Consider the following 17,947-nt stretch of genomic DNA (forward strand, 5'->3'; position numbering starts at 1 on the left):
GCTGCGCGGCGACGCCACCCTCGGGTGCCGGGTGTGCCTGCTCGATGCGCCGGCGGGCCCGGCTGGCCAGCTTGCGCGTCGCCTCCGGGGTGCGGTCGACGATGGGCGCGATCTCGTCGAACGGGACGGCGAACACGTCGTGCAGCACGAAGGCCAACCGCTCGGCCGGCGGCAACGTGTCCAACACCACGAACAAGGCCAACCCCACGGCGTCGGCCAGCATCGCCCGGTGTTCGGGATCGAATTCGCCCTCGACGTCGACGATCGGATCCGGCAGGTGCCCGACCGGCTCCTCGCGCCCGCCGCCGTGGCGGTCGCGCAGGGTGTTCAGGCAGATGCGGGCCACCACGGTGGTCAGCCACGCGTCGAGGTTGGCGATGTCCTGATCGGTGCGGCCGAGCCGCAGCCAGGCCTCCTGCACGGCGTCCTGGGCGTCGTCGATCGAGCCGAGCATGCGATAGGCGATGGCACCCAGCCGTGGCCGCGCCGCCTCGAAACGCGCCGCCAGCGCGGCATCCGACGCGTCCGCCGTCGTCACGCGCGACCCTGCTCGGAAACGGCGCAGACGCGGTGACCGGAGAAGCCCGACGATCCGATGTCGAGCGCGATGTTGAACCGGGCGCGCAGGTTGCCCAGCGTGATGACGTGGGTGAGCGCGACCAGCTGGGCGGTGTCGAAGTGTGCGCGCAGCGCGTCGAAGAGCCGATCGCTGACCTCGACCGGGGTGCGGCTGATCGCGGTGGCGTACTCCAGGATCAGCCTGTCGAGCTCGGAGAAGCACGAGGCGTTCCGGTAATCCGACATGCCCAGCAGTTCCTCGTCGGTGATTCCCCACTGGCGCGCGATCTGCGAACCCAGGTCGATGCAGTACTCGCAGCCGACGGTGGTCGCCGACTTCAGCTCGGCCAGCGCGCGGTGGCGGGGACTGAGGACGTCCAGCTTCGACTCGGCCTGCTCGAGCCTGCCGTAGGCGTTGAGCAGCCGGGGGATGTGCGCATACATCCGCAGCGGTTCGAGCATCCCCGCGGTCGCCACGTCTTTTAAGCCCGTCATCCGGGCCAGCTTGCGTCGGGTGAAGAAGAAGGCGATCTTGGCGCCGAGACCGGCGTCGCGGTCGGAGACTCCTTGAAGGCGAGGCATGGCGGTCCTCCTTGAACGTGGTCCTTTCTACGTCGACACCCGGCGACGCAGAAGTGTGACCGCGCGCAAGCGCTTGCCCGGCTACGCCGCGCTTGCGATTGCCACTATGTCTGCCGGTGGCAACCCGCTGCGCCCGGCTACGCCGCGCTTGCGATTGCCACCGGGTCCGACGGTGGCAACCCGCTGCGCCCGGCTACGCCGCGCTTGCGATTGCCACTATGTCTGCCGGCTCAGCGGCATGTCCATGTCGAACACCCGCGCGTGCAAGACGGTGCGGTTCCGCAGCGCGGCGCGCACCGCACGGTGCAGGCCGTCCTCGAGGTAGGTGATGCCCCGCCATCGCACCGCGTGCGGGAAAAGATCGCCGTAGAAGGTGGAGTCCTCCGACAGCAGCCGGTCGAGCGCCAGCACGGTCGTGGTTGTGACCAATTCGTCGAGCCGGATCTGCTGCGGGGGTATCTGGGACCAGTCCTTGTAGGACAGGCCGTGCTCGGGGTAAGGCTTGCCGTCGCGCACGCCCTTGAAAATCATTGGCGGATCGTCTCTGACGCATCCCCCGGGCCCGACGAGTACATGGTGGACAGGCTAGTCCGCAACGTGCCCGCGGTCGCCGCGAGACGCCGCGAATGGCGGTGAGGCCCTCGTGACACCGTAAAATGGACGCGATTGAGGAGGTGGGAGCCGATGGGAAGCGCCGAGGAGCGTCGCTTCGAGGTATTGCGCGCCATCGTCGCCGATTTCGTCGCCACCAAGGAACCGATCGGTTCCAAGTCGTTGGTCGAGCGTCACAACCTCGGCGTGTCGTCGGCCACCGTCCGCAATGACATGGCGGTGCTGGAGGCCGAGGGTTACATAGCCCAGCCGCACACCAGCTCCGGCCGGGTGCCCACCGAAAAGGGCTACCGCGAGTTCGTGGATCGGCTCGCCGAGGTCAAGCCGCTGTCGTCGGCCGAGCGGAGCGCGATTCAAAGTTTCCTGGAGTCCGGAGTCGACCTCGACGACGTGCTGCGGCGCGCGGTGCGGCTGTTGGCCCAGCTGACCCGCCAGGTCGCGGTGGTGCAGTACCCGACGCTGTCGGCGTCGACGGTGCGCCACCTCGAGGTGATCGGCCTGACGCCCGCCCGGCTGTTGATGGTCGTCATCACCGACTCCGGCCGGGTGGACCAGCGCATCGTCGAACTCGGCGACGTGATCGACGACCATCAGCTGTCCCAGTTGCGCGAGATGCTGGGCCAGGCCCTGGTCGGCAAGAAACTCGCCGCGGCGTCCACCGCCGTGGCCGACCTGGCCGGCGAGCTGCACGGGCGCAGCGGGCTGGCCACCAACCTCAGCGATGCCGTCGGCCGCTCCGCGACGGTGCTGCTCGAGTCGCTGGTGGAGCACACCGAGGAGCGCCTGCTGATGGGCGGCACCGCCAACCTGACCCGCAACGCCGCGGACTTCGGGGGTTCGCTGCGGTCCATCCTGGAGGCCCTCGAGGAGCAGGTGGTGGTACTCCGGTTGCTGGCGGCCCAGCAGGAGGCCGGCAAGGTGACGGTTCGCATCGGGCACGAGACGGCGGCCGAGCAGATGGCGGGCACCTCGATGGTGTCCACCGCCTACGGCACCTCGGATACCGTGTACGGCGGTATGGGTGTGCTGGGCCCCACCCGGATGGACTATCCGGGAACTATCGCCAGCGTGGCAGCGGTTGCTCTTTATATCGGCGAAGTTCTGGGTGCCCGATGACCGCGCACCCTGGTGTTTGTTGACGGCCGCATAACGGCGGCACAAGGAAGGTCAGGGCGTGGCACGCGACTATTACGGGCTGCTCGGCGTGAGCAGAAACGCCAGCGATGCGGAGATCAAGCGCGCGTATCGCAAATTGGCGCGCGAGCTGCATCCCGACGTCAATCCGGACGAGGCCGCGCAGGCGAAGTTCAAGGAGATCAGCGTCGCCTACGAGGTGCTGAGCGACCCGGAGAAGCGCCGGATCGTCGACCTGGGCGGTGATCCGCTGGAGAACGCCGCAGCGGCCGGCGGGGGATTCGGTGGCTTCGGCAACCTCGGCGACGTGTTCGAGGCGTTCTTCGGCGGCGGCTTCAACGCGGGTTCGGCCTCCCGGGGCCCGATCGGCCGGGTCCGGCCCGGTGCGGACTCGCTGCTGCGGATGCGGCTCGACCTCGAGGAGTGCGCGACCGGCGTGACCAAGCAGGTCACCGTCGACACCGCGGTGCTGTGCGACCGGTGCCAGGGCAAGGGCACCAACGGCGATTCGGTGCCCGTGCCCTGCGACACCTGCGGTGGCCGCGGGGAGGTCCAGACGGTGCAGCGCTCGCTGCTGGGCCAGGTGATGACGTCGCGGCCGTGCCCCACCTGCCGCGGCGTCGGGGTCGTCATCCCCGACCCGTGCCACCAGTGCATGGGCGACGGCCGGGTGCGGGCCCGCCGGGAGATCAGCGTCAAGATTCCCGCCGGCGTCGGCGACGGCATGCGGGTGCGCCTGGCCGCGCAGGGCGAGGTCGGGCCCGGCGGCGGCCCGGCCGGCGACCTCTACGTCGAGGTGCACGAGCAGCCCCACGACATCTTCGTCCGCGAGGGCGACGACCTGCACTGCACGGTGTCGGTCCCGATGATCGATGCGGCGCTGGGCGCCACGGTGACCATCGACGCCATCCTGGACGGTCAGAGCGAGATCACCATTCCGCCTGGCACGCAACCGGGTTCGATCATCACGCTGCGCGGCCACGGGATGCCGCACCTGCGTTCCGGGGTGCGCGGCAACCTGCACGTCCACGTCGAGGTGGTGGTGCCCACCCGGCTGGATCACCACGACACCGAACTGCTGCGGGAGCTCAAGAACCGCCGCAGCCGCGACGTCCCCGAGGTTCGTTCCACCCACGCCGGCGGGGGGCTGTTCAGCCGGCTGCGCGAGACCTTCACCGGGCGCTGAGTCCCTGGGCCCCGCATGGTGGCGACGCTGTTCTACGTTGACGCACTGCCCGACACAGGCGCGCTGGCCGTCGTCGACGGCGACGAGGGTTTCCACGCCGCCACGGTGCGCCGCATCCGGCCCGGCGAGCAACTGGTGCTCGGCGACGGCGCCGGTGGCCTCGCCCGGTGCGAGGTCGAGCATGCCGGGCGCGACGGGGTGCGCGCCCGGGTGCTGGGGCGCTGGAGCGTCGAACCCGGCCGCCCGGCGGTGACCGTCGTGCAGGCGCTGCCCAAGTCCGACCGCTCGGAACTGGCGATCGAGTTGGCCACCGAGGCCGGCGCGGACGCGTTCCTGGCCTGGCGGGCGGCCCGCTGCGTGGCCAGCTGGGACGGGCCACGGGTCGACAAGGGGCTGCGCCGGTGGCGTGCCGTCGCCCGCTCGGCGGCCCGGCAGTCGCGCCGGGCACACATCCCGCCCGTCGACGGGGTGCTGTCCACCGCGGCGCTGACGGGGCGGGTGCGCGACGAGGTGGCGGCCGGCTCGGCGGTGCTGGCCTTGCACGAGTCGGCGGCCGACCGGCTGTCGGAAGCCCATGTCGGCCAAGCGGATTCGGTGCTCCTGGTGGTCGGCCCCGAGGGCGGCATCGCGCCGGACGAGATAGCCGCGCTGACCGAGGCGGGCGCGGTGGCGGTCCGGCTCGGCCCCCAGGTGCTACGGACGTCGACCGCCGCGGCGGTGGCGCTGGGCGCGCTGGGCGTGCTCACGCCACGATGGGACTCTGCGGGCTTGGACGGCGGTGACTGAGGCCTCGGCGCCGCTTCAGAAAACGCTGAGCTGACGCACGATCTCGAGGTTCGCGCGGTCTCCTTCCGCTTGCACCCCGAGGGCTTCCCAGTTTCCGCGTTGACTGATCCACCGCACGAATGCGTCGGCGTCGGAGGTGATTTGGGCGGTCACGTCCCCCTCGCCGAAGCGCAGCGTGCGCGCGCAACCTCCGGTCAGGCGGATCTCGACCGCGTCGTCGATGCGCCCGAGCAGGGCAGCGTTCTGCTGGGGCAGTGCTGCCTCGATCCAGTCGACGGTTGGCTCGAGCCGCAATCCGTCGCAGGCCGGGGGCTCCGCCTGCAGCGGGCCATGCGGCTGCAATAGGTCATGTCTGATGTGCACGTAATGCTCGAAGGCGAACGCGGTGGGAATCACCGACGCGGGATAGGTCCCGACATCCCCCAGCGGCACCTCGAAGTCTTGGCCCTCCGCGGCGGCGAGGACCTCGAGGCCCTTCGAGCTGACTGATTCGTAATCGTCGACGATTTCCCGGGAGGTCATGGAGCGGCGCGACTCGACGTACAGGTCCGCTGCCCGCTCGGCGGGCAGGCCGCCGGGATCGGGCAGGTGCGACGGGTCGACGGCCAGCCAGAAACTGCACGCCATGTGCGACACGACGTCCCGCACCGACCAGCCCGGGCACCCGCTCGCCCGGGCCCAGTCGGAGTCGTGCAGCTCGGACAAGATCTTCAGCAGCGCCGCCCGGTCCGCCTCGACCGCCTGTATCGCTGAGCTCATCTCACGTGTCCCTTTCCGTGGTTCGGCCGTCCCGCTGCTATCTTGAGAGCGAGATTCATACAGTATGTATGAACCTACATACAGTATGTATGAAAGGCAACCGCTTTGAACGACGATCGCCGCACCCAGGCGGAGCGCTCCGCCGAGACACGGGAGGCACTGGTGGCAGCGGCACGGCCGTTGTTCGCGGCCAACGGTTTCGCGGAGGTCGCTCTGGAGGCGATCGTGCGATCGGCGGGCGTGACCCGCGGAGCGCTCTACCATCACTTCGCCGACAAGACCGAGCTGTTCGCGACCGTGTTCGAGCAAGTCGAGGCGGAGGTCGCCGCCCGGATGGCCGAGGCCATCGCGGCGGCAGGCGAAACCGACGCCATAGAGGTCATGCGATTGGGCGCCGCGTTCTGGTTGGACGCCTGCTCCGATCCCGAAATTCAGCGCATCGCGTTGGTGGACGCGCCGGCGGTGCTCGGTTGGACGCGGTGGACCGAGATCGGCAACCGCTACAACATCGGGCTGGTGCGGGCGCTGCTCTCCAGCGCCATCGAGACCGGCCGCATCCCGCCACAACCGATCGACGCGACCGCGCTGACGATGCTGGGCGCCATGCGCGAGGCCACCCTTTTCGTCGCGAGGGCCGACGATCATGACACTGCACGGCGGGAAGCCGGCGCGGTCATCGACCGGTTGATCCGGGCCCTCACCGCAAGCGACGGTGACTAGAAGGCTGACCATCGGGAGCCCCCGGCGTAGACTGAGTCAGCTGAGCAAACCCCTGACAAGCCGAGGAAGCAGGTATCGGAAACCACGTGACGCCCCGCGAAACCAGCGCTGTCGGCGCATCTTCGGGCTCTGCTCGAGTTCGCAGCAGCATCAACGTTCCGCCCGACCTCGTTGTGGGCCTGCTCGGCTCCGCAGACGAAAACCTGCGCGCCCTCGAACGCACCCTGAGCGCCGACCTGCACGTGCGCGGCAATGCCGTCACGATCTCCGGCGAGCCGGCCGACGTCGCGCTGGCCGAGCGGGCGGTCTCGGAGCTCATCGCGATCGTGGCCGGCGGCCAGCCGTTGACGCCGGAGGTGGTGCGCCACAGCGTCGCCATGCTGGTCGGCACCGGCAACGAGTCACCGGCCGAGGTGCTCACCCTGGACGTGTTGTCCTGGCGCGGCAACACGATCAGGCCCAAGACGCTGAACCAGAAGCGCTATGTCGACGCCATCGACGCCCACACCATCGTCTTCGGCGTCGGCCCCGCCGGCACCGGCAAGACGTACCTGGCCATGGCCAAGGCCGTCCACGCGTTGCAGACCAAGCAGGTGAGCCGGATCATCCTGACCCGGCCGGCCGTGGAAGCCGGTGAGCGCCTTGGGTTTCTGCCGGGCACGCTGAGCGAGAAGATCGATCCGTACCTGCGGCCACTGTATGACGCGCTGTACGACATGATGGACGCCGAGCTGATCCCGAAGCTGATGTCGGCCGGGGTCATCGAGGTGGCGCCGCTGGCATACATGCGTGGGAGAAGTTTGAATTCCGCGTTCATCGTCCTCGACGAAGCCCAGAACACCACCGCCGAACAAATGAAGATGTTCCTTACCCGGCTGGGCTTCGGGTCAAAGATGGTGGTCACCGGTGACATGACGCAGATCGACCTGCCCGGCGGCGCACGATCGGGCCTGCGCTCTGCGATCGACATCCTCGACAGTGTCGACGACATCTGCATCGCGGAGCTGACCAGCGTGGATGTGGTGCGCCACCGGCTGGTTTCGGAGATCGTCGACGCCTACGCCCGCTACGAGGAGCCCGGCTCCGGGATGAACCGGGCGGCCCGGCGGGCGTCGGGTGCCCGTAGCCGCCGATGAGCATCGAGGTCTCCAACGAGTCGGGCATCGACGTGTCCGAGGTCGAATTGGTCAGCGTCGCGAAGTTCGTGATCGCGCGGATGGACGTCAACCCGAGCGCCGAGCTGTCGATGGTGCTGCTGGACACCGCGGCGATGGCCGACCTGCACATGCGCTGGATGGACCTGCCCGGGCCGACCGACGTGATGAGCTTCCCGATGGACGAGCTCGAGCCCGGCGGTCGCCCTGATGCGCCCGAGCCGGGACCTGCGATGCTCGGCGACATCGTGCTGTGCCCCGAATTCGCCGCCGAACAGGCGGCCGCGGCCGGCCACAGCCTCGGACATGAGTTGGCGCTGTTGACCATTCACGGTGTGCTGCACCTGCTCGGCTACGATCACGGCGAGCCGGCCGAGGAAAAAGAGATGTTCGCGCTGCAGGACCGGTTGCTCGAAGAATGGGTCGCCGAACAGGTCGAGGCCTACCGGCAGGACCGCCAAGAGGAACGTGACCGCCGATTGCTGGACAAGTCAAGGTATTTCGACAATTGACCGGCGTTTCCCAGCTGCTGGGCGCGATCGCGTTGATCGCTCTGGGCGGCCTTTTCGCGGCGATCGACGCCGCCATCAGCACGGTGTCACTCGCGCGCGTGCAGGAACTGGTGCGCGAGGAGCGACCCGGCGCGGTGTCGCTGTTCCAGGTGATGAGCGAGCGGCCGCGCTACATCAACCTGATGGTGCTGCTGCGCATCATCTGCGAGATCACCGCGACCGTCTTGTTGGTGGTGTTCCTCTACGACAACTGGGGCATCAAGTGGGGGTTGTTCGGCGCGGCCGCCATCATGGTGGTGACCAGCTTCGTCGTCATCGGAGTCGGCCCCCGCACCCTCGGCCGCCAGCACGCCTATTCCATTGCCCTGGCGGCAGCCCTTCCGCTGCGGGTGATTTCGTGGTTGCTGATGCCGCTGAGCCGGTTGCTGGTGGTGCTGGGCAACGCGCTCACACCCGGCCGGGGGTTGCGCAACGGGCCGTTCGCCTCCGAGATCGAACTGCGCGAGGTCGTCGACCTGGCCCAGCAGCGCGGCGTCGTCGCCGCCGACGAGCGCCGGATGATCGAGTCGGTCTTCGAGCTCGGTGACACCCCGGCGCGCGAGGTGATGGTGCCACGCACCGAGATGATCTGGATCGAAAGCGACAAGTCCGCCAGCCAGGCGACAAACCTCGCCGTGCGCAGCGGGCACTCGCGCATCCCGGTGATCGGCGAGAACGTCGACGACATCGTCGGTGTGGTGTACCTGAAAGACCTTGTGCAACAGATGGTCCTGTCGCCCGACGGCGGCCGCGAGATCAAGGTGTCGCAAGTCATGCGCCCGGCGGTCTTCGTGCCGGACTCCAAGCCGCTGGACGCGTTGCTGCGCGAGATGCAGCGCGACCGCAACCACATGGCCCTGCTCGTCGACGAGTACGGGGCGATCGCCGGCCTGGTCAGCATCGAGGACGTGCTGGAAGAGATCGTCGGGGAGATCGCCGACGAGTACGACCAGGCGGAGACGGCCCCGATAGAAGATCTGGGCGACAAAAGGTTTCGGGTGTCGGCGCGACTGCCGATCGAAGACGTCGGCGAACTGTACGACGTGGAATTCGACGACGACCTCGACGTGGACACGGTGGGCGGCCTGGTGGCTCTGGAGTTGGGCCGGGTGCCGCTGCCCGGCGCCGAGGTCGTGTCGCATGGCTTGCGCCTGCGCGCCGAGGGCGGCCCCGATCACCGGGGCCGGGTGCGGATCAACACCGTCCTGCTGAGCCCGGCGGAATCCAACGGTTCGGCGGACGGGGCACTGCCATGACGCCGAACGTGCACTCACGGCGAAAAATTGCGGAAAAACGCGCCCTGAGTTCACGCTCGGCGATGGGTTGCCATGACTGAATTCCGTTCGGGTTTCGTATGTCTGGTGGGGCGGCCGAATACCGGCAAGTCGACGCTGACCAACGCGCTGGTCGGCGCGAAGGTGGCGATCACCTCGACGCGGCCGCAGACCACCCGGCACACCATCCGCGGGATCGTGCACCGGGAAGACTTCCAGATCATCCTGGTCGACACCCCCGGCCTGCACCGGCCGCGGACGCTGCTGGGCAAGCGGCTCAACGAACTGGTCCGCGACACCTACGCCGAGGTCGACGTGATCGGGTTGTGCATCCCGGCCGACGAGCCGATCGGCCCGGGCGACAGGTGGATCGTCGAGCAGATTCGCACCGTCGCTCCCAAGACCGCGCTGGTCGCCGTCGTCACGAAAATCGACAAGGTGCCCAAGGACCGGGTGGCGGCCCAGCTGGTCGCCGTCAGCGAGCTGGTCGGCGACTCGGCCGAAATCGTCCCGGTGTCGGCGGTGACGGGCGAGCAGGTGGACGTGCTGATCGACGTGCTGGCCGCGGCGCTGCCCGCCGGGCCGGCCTACTACCCCGACGGTGAGCTGACCGACGAGCCCGAGGAGGTGCTGATGGCCGAGCTCATCCGCGAGGCCGCGCTCGAGGGGGTCCGCGACGAGCTCCCGCACTCCTTGGCGGTGGTGATCGACGAGGTCAACCCGCGGGAGGGGCGGGACGATCTCATCGATGTACACGCGATCCTCTACGTCGAGCGGGACAGCCAGAAGGGCATCGTGATCGGCAAGGGCGGCGCGCGGTTGCGGGAAGTCGGCACAGGCGCGCGCGCCCAGATCGAGAAGCTGCTGGGCACCAAGGTCTACCTCGACCTGCGGGTCAAGGTCGCCAAGAACTGGCAGAGCGACCCTAAACAGCTTGGACGGCTTGGTTTTTAAAGAGGTTTGACCGCGGGTGGCACGGGTAGCCGTCGCGTATGACGCAACCACAGTCAGCCCTGGTGACCGGCGCGTCCAGCGGCATTGGGCTGGAGCTGGCCAAGCAATTCGCCCAACACGGCTATGACCTCGTCGTGGCCGCCCATGACGACGCCATCAGAGACGTCCCCGAAAAGCTGTCTCAATGGAGCTCGGCCGTACAGGCGGTGCAGGTGGACCTGCGCACCGGGATCAGAAGGTCGTGGCCGGCTCGGTCCTGGTCAAAGCCATGGGCATGGCGAACCGCGTGCTGCCCGACCGGGTGAAAGCCGTTGGCAACAGGGTGATGTCGATGCCGCGCGCCGGCTAGGCGAGCACCCGGATCGTCCGCATCGACGGATCGGCCGCGTCCGGGACGTTCATCCCCGCCCGCACACCGGAACACAAGTAGTCGAGCACGGCGTCGTTGAGGCACTCGCCGGGCACGACGGCGGGAATGCCCGGGGGATACGGCGTGATCTGTTCGGCGCAGACCCGTCCGGCGGCACGGTCGGTGGGCACCGCCTCGACCCGCCCGAAGAACGCGTCGCGCGGCGGGCACACGTTGTCCAATTGCAATTCCTCGGGTGAGGGCAGGTCGATCCGCTGCGGCGGGTCGAAATCACTTGCTGCCCTGCGCCATTCGGCCAGGGCGTGGGTGAGACGGCCGGCGGTGGTCTTGTCGTCGGCGAAGGACAGGGTCGCCAGAATGCGGCGGTGATCGCTCATCCCGATGTCGATGTGAGCGTGTGAGCGCAGCCAGTCGGCGGCCTGATATCCGGAGGTGCCGGTCTCCGACACGTCCATCATCACCTGCAATCGGTCGAGGTCGTGGGACGCCTGCACCCCCAGCAACTCGTCGTCGAGCACCCGCACGTCCGGAATCAGCTCGATGTCCTGACGCACCTCGTGGGCCAATTCCAGCGCGGCTCCGAGCAACTCGTGGCCGTGCTCGACCATCTGCCGCCGCCATCCGTCCATCGCGGCATAGACCAGGACGTTGGGGCTGGTGGTCATCAGCAGATCCGCGCACGCCGAAAGGCGATCTTGGTCGATGCGGTCGCCCTGCAGGTGAAACACCGAGCCTTGCTCGAAACCCGCGCCCATCTTGTGCACGCTGACCACGCAGAGGTCCGCGTCGGCATCCATCGCCCAGGTCGGCAGGTCCTCGTGGAACGGCAGATGCGCGCCCCACGCCTCGTCGATGATCAACGGCTTGCCGCGGGCGTGGCACACGTCGGCGATGCCGGCGATGTCGGCACACGTGCCGTACGGGCTGGGGCTCACGACGAGCGCACCGGCGGCGTCAGGATACTTCTCCCAGGTCTCCTCGACCTGCTCCGGTGACGGCGGGTGCGAGAAGTGGTGCTCGGCGTCCCAGCGGGGGGTGATCCAACGGGGTTGCACGCCGGAGAAGATCAGGCCCGCCACGATGGATTTGTGGCTGTCCCGGCTCACCAGCAGGCTGCCGTCGCCGCCGGCGACGGCCATCATCGCGGCCTTCACCGACAGGGAGCTGCCGCAGGTGGAAAACCATGCGACGTCGGCCCCGACCGCGTCGGCCATCAGGTCCTCGGCGTGTTTGAGGTATCCGTTACCGGTCCGGCGATCGTCCAGCCCGCCGCTGGCAAGCACGTCGTCGGCGAACGGTTCGTGGCCCAGCACGGCCAGCACCCGGTTGTCGGCGCCGCGGCCCTGCCGGTGCCCCGGTGGGGTGAACCCGTACCGGTTCTTTTCCCGGTAGTCGGCCAGGGCGTTCAGCAGTGGAGCGTCGGATTGATCCATGCGCTGGGGGATACCCGCGTTGCCGCGAGCTAAGAGCGCGGCCTCGGATCAGCGGCGGCTCATCGGCGCGATGGCGGCGCCCCGGCGGGCGGCGTGTCGGCGCCGGCGTGCCACCACACCGGTGGCTGCTTGGTCGACCAGCCGCAGACGGCCTCCAGCTCGGCGGCCAGCGAGATCAGCATGCCCTCGCTGTTTGCCGGACCCATCAGCTGCACCCCGATCGGCAAACCCTCCGAGGTGAAGCCGGCCGGCACGTTGATGGACGGCCACCCGAGCAGGTTCCATGGCCACGTCAGCGGGCACGCGGCGATCATGGCGCGGTCGGTGCCGAAGCCACCCAACCGGTCGAAGGCACGCGCCAACGGCGGTGGCTGGGCGGTCGTCGGTGCCAGCACCACGTCGACGATGTCGAAGATCGAGCCGACCCGACGCTGGTCGGCCGCCTCGTGGCGGCGCGCGCTGCGCAGGATCGCCTGCCCGAGCACGTGGCCCATGCGCAGGTTGGCCAGGGTGCGGGGGTCCCAGACGACGCCGTCGCCCAGGCGTTCCTCCCATTCGAGCAGGCCGGCGGTCGAGCGGGCCAGGAAGTTCCACGACAACCGCAGGCCGTAGTCCGGGTTGCCGGGCACCACGGTGTGGCCGAGCAGCTCGAGCTGCCTGCCCACCGCCCGCGTCGCGGCCAGTATCTCGGGATGCAGCTTGGCCCGAAAACCGGTGTACGGGAACCGGGTTGACAGCGCGATGTTCAGCGGGCCGGGCGCCTTGCCGACATAGTCGGACGCGGTGATCGGGGGCGGTTTGTGCCGATCGCCCTCGACGTTGCCCGACGCGGCGTCGAGCACCAGCGCCGCGTCGGCCACCGTGCGGGCCAGCACGCCGTTGACCGTGATGCCGTTGAATGCCTCCGCCAGCGGCCAGGTGGAGATGCGGCCGCGCTGCGGCTTGATGCCCACCAGGTGCGTCCATGCGGCGGGGATGCGGACGCTGCCGGCGCCGTCGGAGCCGATCGCGGCGGTGACCAGGCCCGCGGCCACGGCGGCCGCGCTGCCACCCGACGATCCACCCGGGGTGTGCCGCCGCGACCACGGGTTGCGGGTGTGGCCGAAACCGGGTCCGCTGGTGAACGGCCACTGGCCCAGCTCGCAGGTGTTCGTCTTGCCGACGATCACGGCACCGGCGGCCTTCAGGCGGCGCACCACCTCGGCGTCCTGGGTCGCGGGCGCGACATATCCCTCGGTGCCGAAGGCGGTGGGCACGCCGGCGATGTCGACGTCGTCTTTGACCGCGATGGGGATGCCCAGCAGCGGCGCGGTGTCACCCGCCGCCCGGCGCCGGTCGGCCTTCGCCGCGTCGGCCAGCGCCGACTCGGTGAGCACCACCCGGAAGGCGTTCAGCGTCGGCTGACTGGAATGGATGGCGTGCAGGGAACGGCTCACCAGTGTGGTGGACGTCACTGCGCGGCTGGCCAGCTGATACAGCAGGTCAGTCAGCGTGGGCAGGCGCTGGTTGCCGGATCCGGAGATGGACCCGGTGCCCGCCCCGGAAGCGCCGATCACGGGGTACGAGACTAACGGCGCGGATACCCGCATTGTCGCGGCGGGGTGCAAAACTATTGTGATGCGGCTATATCGAGACCGAGCTGTGGTGTTGCGCCAGCACAAGCTCGGCGAAGCCGACCGGATCGTCACCCTGCTGACCCGCGACCACGGGCTGGTCCGCGCGGTGGCCAAGGGCGTACGCCGCACCCGCAGCAAATTCGGGGCGCGGCTGGAGCCGTTTGCCCACATCGACGCGCAACTGCACCCCGGCCGCAACCTCGACATCGTCACCCAGGTCGTCGCCATCGACGCGTTCGCCACCGACATCGTCAGCGACTACGGCCGGTACACCTGCGGGTGCGCGATGCTGGAAACCGCCGAACGCCTCGCCGGCGAGGAGCGGGCGCCCGCCCCGGCGCTGCACCGGCTCACGGTGGGCGCGCTGCGCGCGGTGGCCGACGGGCGCCGGCCCCGCGACCTGCTGCTGGACGCCTATCTGCTGCGAGCCATGGGCATCGCCGGATGGGCGCCGGCGCTCACCGAATGCGCCCGGTGCGCCACACCCGGTCCGCATCGGGCGTTTCACGTCGCCGCCGGGGGCAGCGTCTGCCCACACTGCCGACCGGCCGGCTCGACCACCCCGCCGCCGGGTGTGCTGGATCTGATGGCCGCGCTGCACGACGGGGACTGGGAGGCGGCCGAGGCGTCGCCGCAATCGCACCGCAGCTATGTCAGCGGCCTGGTGGCCGCGCACCTGCAATGGCATCTGGAACGGCAGCTCAAAACGTTGCCGCTGGTAGAGCGGACCTATCAGGCTGACCGCACCATCGCCGAGCGGCGCGCAGCGCTGATCGGGCAGGATACGGCCTGTGGCTGAGCGCAAGCCGAAGTCGACCGACTTCCCGCAACTGCCCCCCGCGCCCGACGACTACCCCGTCTTTCCCGACAAGTCCACCTGGCCGGTCGTCTTCCCGGAGCTGCCGCCGTCCCCCGCAGGTGGCCCGCGCCGCCCGCCGCAGCACACTTCCAAGGCGGCCGCGCCGCGCATCCCTGCGGACCGATTGCCCAATCATGTGGCCATCGTGATGGACGGCAACGGCCGCTGGGCCACCCAGCGCGGCCTCAGCCGGACCGACGGCCATCGCGCCGGCGAGGCGGTCGTCATCGACATCGTCTGCGGCGCAATCGAAATCGGAATCAAGTGGTTGAGCCTCTACGCCTTCTCCACCGAGAACTGGAAGCGTTCGCCCGAGGAGGTCCGCTTCCTGATGGGTTTCAACCGCGACGTGGTGCGCATGCGCCGGGTGAACCTCAACGCGATCGGGGTCCGGATCCGCTGGGTTGGTTCGCGGCCCCGCCTGTGGCGCAGCGTGATCAAAGAATTGGCGATCGCGGAGGCCATGACCGCCGACAACGACGTGATCACGGTCAATTACTGCGTCAACTACGGCGGCCGTGCCGAGATCACCGAAGCCACAAGGGAAATCGCCCGTTTGGTGGAGGTGGGACGACTCAGCCCGGAGCGGATCACCGAGTCGACGATCTCCCGCCACCTGCAACGGCCCGACATTCCCGACGTGGACCTCTTCCTGCGGACCTCGGGGGAGCAGCGGTCAAGCAACTTCATGTTGTGGCAGGCGGCCTACGCCGAGTTCATCTTTCAAGACAAGTTGTGGCCCGACTACGATCGCCGCGACCTGTGGGCGGCCTGCGAGGAATACGCCGACCGCAATCGACGGTTCGGGAGCGCCTAGTGCCATCACTGCAGGAACGCCTGGCGTCGATACTGCGCGACGTCCTGCCCGTCGAGGAGGAAGCCGACGGCGCCCTGACGCTGCGCCACAACGGCACGCTGGCGTCCTTGCGGGTCGTGAACATCGCCGAGGGCCTGGACCTGGTGTCGCTGACCCAGATCCTGGCCTGGGATCTGCCCCTGACGAAGAAGGTCAGCGACCAGATCGCCAAGCAGGCGCGCGACAGCAACTTCGGCAGCGTGACGCTGGTCGAGAAGGTGAACCAGAAAGCGGTGCAACGCAATTCCGGCAAGGGCTCGGCCAAGACCGCGGACGTGATGCTGCGCTACAACTTTCCCGGCGGCGGCCTGACCGACGACGCCCTGCGCACCCTGGTCCTGCTGGTGCTCGACACGGGCGCGCAGATCCGTGCTTCGCTGACCGGCTAGGGGCGATCGCAAGCGCGGCGTTGGGGGGTGGCCCGCGAAGCTGGGGGACCGGGCGCTGCGGGTCGCCACCATCGGGTTAGGACACCGCGGCTTCCGGGGCGGCCCCCGGCGCGGTGTCTTCGCGGCCGCCCGTCCGCAGCAGCGCGGGCATGACGTCCGGGTCGTAAGCGGCGGGCCGGGTCGCGTCGACGAACCGTTCGACGACCTCGACGAAGCGGTCGGGGTGGTCGTGGAAGGGCATGTGCCCGGAGTCGGTGAAGATCTCCATGCGCGAACCGGGCATCGCCGCGTGCGCGGTGTGCGCGTGGTCCACCGGGATGATCAAGTCGTCCTCGCCCCAGATGATCTGCACCGGAACGGATTTCACGAGATAGCTGCGGTCCAGCATGGTGACGTATTGGCCGCGCGCATCCACCACCGAACGCAAGGTGCGCGCAAACGCCGCCAGCCCGGCGGGGTCCAGGAAGCCCTCGAGCAGGTCGACGACGTCAGCGGCGTCGCGACCGAACTTGGTGGAGCCCAGCGTCGTCTGCACGGCGCGGCCGACGAGCCGGATCGCGGGCATCACGCCCGGCGCGCGGAGCACACCCAGCGCCTCGGCGCCCATCGGCATCGCCGCCAGCCGCAGCGCCATGCTGACGTCCTTGTCGACGCCGCCGGCGCTCACCAGCACGATGCGCTCGACCAGCTGCGGGTACTGGTAGGCGAATTGCATCGCGACGCCGCCCCCGAACGAATGCCCGACGACGGTCACCCGCTCGATGCCGAGCACGGCGAGCAGATCACGCATGCCGTTCGCGAAGGCCGGCAACGAGTAGTCGGCGTGCGGCTTGTCGGACTCGCCGTGACCCAGCAGGTCCGGCGCGATGACCGTGAACCGCTGCGCAAGCTTGGCGTGCACCGGTTCCCACGACTTGGAGTTGTCGCCGACGCCGTGGATCAGCAGCAGGGCCGGTCCCGACCCCGCGATGCGGAAGGCGCGGCGGTAGCCGTGGATCGTCCGGAATTGCAGTGACGGGGCCTCGATCTCGCGTACCGGCCGCAGGTGGGGCGACAGTTCGTTCCGCATCGTCTTCTCGCTTCCCTTGAGGGTGTTGTCTCGGCCCGTGGGCCACTCATGGGTAGGAGCACGCGGCGGACGCGTGTCGGACACTTTTTCAGAAAATCTTTTTCACGGAGTGCCGCGGCTGAGACGGGTCAGCGGCCTAGGAACGGCACTGGGCGCAGGTGCCGAAGATCTCGATGGTGTGGCTGACGTCGGAGTAGCCGTGCTTGGCCGCCACCTCGGCCGCCCACTGCTCGACCTCGTGGTCGCCCACCTCGATGGTCGAGCCGCAGCACCGGCACACCAGGTGGTGGTGATGATGTTCCGAGCACCGGCGGTAGACCGACTCGCCGGTGTCGGTGCGCAGCGTGTCGACCAGTCCGGCCGACGCCATGGACTGCAGCGTCCGGTACACGGTGGTCAGGCCGATGTTCTCGCCGCGGCGCCGCAGCTCGTCGTGTAGTTCCTGGGCCGAGCGGAATTCGTCGAGCGTCTCGAGCAGCGCGGCGATCGCGGCTCGCTGGCGGGTCGAGCGCACGCTCGCGTTAGTCATTTGCACCGCTTCTCTCCCCCGCAAGTGGGTGGTACCCCCACGGCGTCGTCGCGGCGCGCGTCATACGGTGTCCTCGCTCGCGTGAGCGACGGCGTCGACGACGATGTGCGCGAGGTGGTGGTCGGCCAGCCGGTACAGCACCTCGCGGCCGGACCGCTCCCCGGCCACCACGCCCGCGGCCTTGAGGATCTTCAGGTGCTGGCTGACCAGCGGCTGCGGCACACCCAGGGCGTCGACCAGTTCGTGCACGCAGCGGTGCGATTCGCGCAACTGCAGCACGATGGCGATCCGCACGGGCGCGGCCAGCGCGCGCAACAGCTCACCCGCGGCGTCGAGGATCTCCCGCGGCGGCGGGACGGGATATTCGGGAAACTCCGCGTGTTCGCCCGATACGGCCGCGCCATGCTCGTGGGCCGCGGCGTCGAGGCCGGATCCCGTGGCGCCGTCGGCCGCCGGCTGCGCCGAAGACTTCGACAAGGGCATCGGGGAGGACATCGCCATGGGAACGTCATCACCTCGAAGCGCCGGGTAGGGGGAGTGCCGCCGGGGAATCGCG

The 17,947-nt window shown here is 69.1% G+C and carries 21 protein-coding genes; 12 read left to right on the top strand and 9 right to left on the bottom strand.

Annotated features, from left to right (window positions below; all coding sequences use genetic code 11):
• The 3 genes from A5696_RS11210 to A5696_RS11220 all read right to left on the bottom strand — a co-directional run.
• The coding region (locus tag A5696_RS11210; RefSeq protein ID WP_156738343.1) for a sigma-70 family RNA polymerase sigma factor at positions 1-538 on the bottom strand (538 nt) is incomplete at its 3' end.
• Entirely contained in the window at positions 535-1,140 is a 606-nt protein-coding gene (locus tag A5696_RS11215) for a carboxymuconolactone decarboxylase family protein (protein WP_067877917.1), read from the bottom strand. The genes A5696_RS11215 and A5696_RS11210, both read right to left, overlap by 4 nt.
• A 216-nt stretch (positions 1,141-1,356) precedes the next feature.
• Positions 1,357-1,671 (bottom strand): type II toxin-antitoxin system VapB family antitoxin, encoded by a 315-nt coding sequence (locus A5696_RS11220; protein ID WP_067877919.1) that lies wholly within the window; start codon positions 1,669-1,671, stop codon positions 1,357-1,359.
• Between the two features lie 153 nt (positions 1,672-1,824).
• On the opposite strand from A5696_RS11220, the gene hrcA reads away from it, so the two are divergent.
• The 3 genes from hrcA to A5696_RS11235 are packed head-to-tail and all read left to right on the top strand — an operon-like array spanning position 1,825 to position 4,858.
• Entirely contained in the window at positions 1,825-2,868 is a 1,044-nt protein-coding gene (gene hrcA / locus A5696_RS11225; RefSeq protein WP_067877920.1) for a heat-inducible transcriptional repressor HrcA, read from the top strand.
• A 58-nt stretch (positions 2,869-2,926) separates the two neighbouring features.
• Entirely contained in the window at positions 2,927-4,072 is a 1,146-nt protein-coding gene (dnaJ, locus tag A5696_RS11230; protein ID WP_067877922.1) for a molecular chaperone DnaJ, read from the top strand.
• Positions 4,073-4,087: 15 nt separating this feature from the next.
• Positions 4,088-4,858, top strand: coding sequence for a 16S rRNA (uracil(1498)-N(3))-methyltransferase (locus A5696_RS11235; protein WP_067877924.1), 771 nt, complete (start codon positions 4,088-4,090; stop codon positions 4,856-4,858).
• A gap of 15 nt (positions 4,859-4,873) precedes the next feature.
• On the opposite strand, the gene A5696_RS11240 is transcribed toward A5696_RS11235, so the two are convergent.
• Complete coding sequence (locus A5696_RS11240) at positions 4,874-5,617, bottom strand: maleylpyruvate isomerase family mycothiol-dependent enzyme (RefSeq protein ID WP_082968993.1); 744 nt, start codon at positions 5,615-5,617, stop codon at positions 4,874-4,876.
• A 105-nt stretch (positions 5,618-5,722) separates the two neighbouring features.
• Between A5696_RS11240 and A5696_RS11245 the strand changes: the two genes are divergently transcribed.
• The 6 genes from A5696_RS11245 (at position 5,723) to A5696_RS27970 (ending at position 10,575) form a co-directional block, all read left to right on the top strand.
• Positions 5,723-6,337 carry a TetR/AcrR family transcriptional regulator gene (locus A5696_RS11245; RefSeq protein WP_067877929.1) on the top strand — a complete coding sequence of 205 codons (615 nt, stop codon included), beginning with the start codon at positions 5,723-5,725 and terminating at the stop codon, positions 6,335-6,337.
• An 86-nt stretch (positions 6,338-6,423) separates the two neighbouring features.
• Positions 6,424-7,473, top strand: coding sequence for a PhoH family protein (locus A5696_RS11250; RefSeq protein ID WP_067877932.1), 1,050 nt, complete (start codon positions 6,424-6,426; stop codon positions 7,471-7,473).
• Positions 7,470-8,003, top strand: coding sequence for an rRNA maturation RNase YbeY (gene ybeY / locus A5696_RS11255; protein ID WP_067877935.1), 534 nt, complete (start codon positions 7,470-7,472; stop codon positions 8,001-8,003). The genes A5696_RS11250 and ybeY overlap by 4 nt, the downstream gene beginning before the upstream one ends.
• On the top strand, positions 8,000-9,298 hold the full coding sequence (locus A5696_RS11260; RefSeq protein ID WP_067877938.1) for a hemolysin family protein: 1,299 nt from the start codon (positions 8,000-8,002) through the stop codon (positions 9,296-9,298). Before ybeY ends, A5696_RS11260 begins: the two co-directional genes overlap by 4 nt.
• A 72-nt stretch (positions 9,299-9,370) precedes the next feature.
• A complete protein-coding gene (gene era / locus A5696_RS11265) occupies positions 9,371-10,270 on the top strand; it encodes a GTPase Era (protein WP_067877941.1) in 900 nt (299 codons plus the stop codon).
• Positions 10,271-10,308: 38 nt separating this feature from the next.
• The gene (locus tag A5696_RS27970; protein WP_197516949.1) at positions 10,309-10,575 is read left to right on the top strand and encodes an SDR family NAD(P)-dependent oxidoreductase; all 267 of its coding nucleotides are present in this window, start codon (positions 10,309-10,311) and stop codon (positions 10,573-10,575) included.
• A gap of 40 nt (positions 10,576-10,615) precedes the next feature.
• Here A5696_RS27970 and A5696_RS11270 read toward each other — a convergent pair whose 3' ends face one another.
• Both A5696_RS11270 and A5696_RS11275 read right to left on the bottom strand, forming a co-directional pair.
• Positions 10,616-12,073: an aminotransferase class I/II-fold pyridoxal phosphate-dependent enzyme gene (locus A5696_RS11270; protein ID WP_067877943.1), complete on the bottom strand. Its 1,458-nt coding sequence runs from the start codon at positions 12,071-12,073 to the stop codon at positions 10,616-10,618.
• A 59-nt stretch (positions 12,074-12,132) separates the two neighbouring features.
• Complete coding sequence (locus tag A5696_RS11275) at positions 12,133-13,629, bottom strand: amidase (protein WP_067877947.1); 1,497 nt, start codon at positions 13,627-13,629, stop codon at positions 12,133-12,135.
• A 61-nt stretch (positions 13,630-13,690) separates the two neighbouring features.
• On the opposite strand from A5696_RS11275, the gene recO reads away from it, so the two are divergent.
• From recO to A5696_RS11290, 3 genes are read left to right on the top strand one after another with little or no spacing between them, the layout of a single operon-like run.
• Positions 13,691-14,488 (top strand): DNA repair protein RecO, encoded by a 798-nt coding sequence (gene recO / locus A5696_RS11280; RefSeq protein ID WP_067877949.1) that lies wholly within the window; start codon positions 13,691-13,693, stop codon positions 14,486-14,488.
• Positions 14,481-15,365: a decaprenyl diphosphate synthase gene (locus A5696_RS11285; protein ID WP_067877952.1), complete on the top strand. Its 885-nt coding sequence runs from the start codon at positions 14,481-14,483 to the stop codon at positions 15,363-15,365. The genes recO and A5696_RS11285 overlap by 8 nt, the downstream gene beginning before the upstream one ends.
• Entirely contained in the window at positions 15,365-15,793 is a 429-nt protein-coding gene (locus tag A5696_RS11290; RefSeq protein ID WP_067877955.1) for a hypothetical protein, read from the top strand. The genes A5696_RS11285 and A5696_RS11290 overlap by 1 nt, the downstream gene beginning before the upstream one ends.
• Positions 15,794-15,869: 76 nt before the next feature.
• Here A5696_RS11290 and A5696_RS11295 read toward each other — a convergent pair whose 3' ends face one another.
• The 3 genes from A5696_RS11295 to A5696_RS11305 form a co-directional block, all read right to left on the bottom strand.
• The gene (locus A5696_RS11295; RefSeq protein WP_067877958.1) at positions 15,870-16,862 is read right to left on the bottom strand and encodes an alpha/beta fold hydrolase; all 993 of its coding nucleotides are present in this window, start codon (positions 16,860-16,862) and stop codon (positions 15,870-15,872) included.
• 136 nt (positions 16,863-16,998) lie between these two features.
• The gene (locus tag A5696_RS11300; protein WP_067877961.1) at positions 16,999-17,391 is read right to left on the bottom strand and encodes a Fur family transcriptional regulator; all 393 of its coding nucleotides are present in this window, start codon (positions 17,389-17,391) and stop codon (positions 16,999-17,001) included.
• A 60-nt stretch (positions 17,392-17,451) separates the two neighbouring features.
• Complete coding sequence (locus tag A5696_RS11305; protein ID WP_231964296.1) at positions 17,452-17,886, bottom strand: helix-turn-helix transcriptional regulator; 435 nt, start codon at positions 17,884-17,886, stop codon at positions 17,452-17,454.
• Positions 17,887-17,947 lie beyond the last annotated feature (61 nt).

Source organism: Mycobacterium sp. E2699, assembly GCF_001666745.1.
Lineage (GTDB): Bacteria > Actinomycetota > Actinomycetes > Mycobacteriales > Mycobacteriaceae > Mycobacterium.

Excerpts from the sequence above, each read along its gene's own strand:
- A5696_RS11215 (WP_067877917.1), bottom strand. The coding sequence starts at position 1,140 with ATGCCTCGCCTTCAAGGAGTCTCCGACCGCGACGCCGGTCTCGGCGCC.
- A5696_RS11220 (WP_067877919.1), bottom strand. The coding sequence starts at position 1,671 with ATGATTTTCAAGGGCGTGCGCGACGGCAAGCCTTACCCCGAGCACGGC.
- hrcA (WP_067877920.1), top strand. The coding sequence starts at position 1,825 with ATGGGAAGCGCCGAGGAGCGTCGCTTCGAGGTATTGCGCGCCATCGTC.
- A5696_RS11235 (WP_067877924.1), top strand. The coding sequence starts at position 4,088 with ATGGTGGCGACGCTGTTCTACGTTGACGCACTGCCCGACACAGGCGCG.
- A5696_RS11240 (WP_082968993.1), bottom strand. The coding sequence starts at position 5,617 with ATGAGCTCAGCGATACAGGCGGTCGAGGCGGACCGGGCGGCGCTGCTG.
- ybeY (WP_067877935.1), top strand. The coding sequence starts at position 7,470 with ATGAGCATCGAGGTCTCCAACGAGTCGGGCATCGACGTGTCCGAGGTC.
- era (WP_067877941.1), top strand. The coding sequence starts at position 9,371 with ATGACTGAATTCCGTTCGGGTTTCGTATGTCTGGTGGGGCGGCCGAAT.
- A5696_RS27970 (WP_197516949.1), top strand. The coding sequence starts at position 10,309 with ATGACGCAACCACAGTCAGCCCTGGTGACCGGCGCGTCCAGCGGCATT.
- A5696_RS11270 (WP_067877943.1), bottom strand. The coding sequence starts at position 12,073 with ATGGATCAATCCGACGCTCCACTGCTGAACGCCCTGGCCGACTACCGG.
- recO (WP_067877949.1), top strand. The coding sequence starts at position 13,691 with ATGCGGCTATATCGAGACCGAGCTGTGGTGTTGCGCCAGCACAAGCTC.
- A5696_RS11295 (WP_067877958.1), bottom strand. The coding sequence starts at position 16,862 with ATGCGGAACGAACTGTCGCCCCACCTGCGGCCGGTACGCGAGATCGAG.
- A5696_RS11300 (WP_067877961.1), bottom strand. The coding sequence starts at position 17,391 with ATGACTAACGCGAGCGTGCGCTCGACCCGCCAGCGAGCCGCGATCGCC.
- A5696_RS11305 (WP_231964296.1), bottom strand. The coding sequence starts at position 17,886 with ATGTCCTCCCCGATGCCCTTGTCGAAGTCTTCGGCGCAGCCGGCGGCC.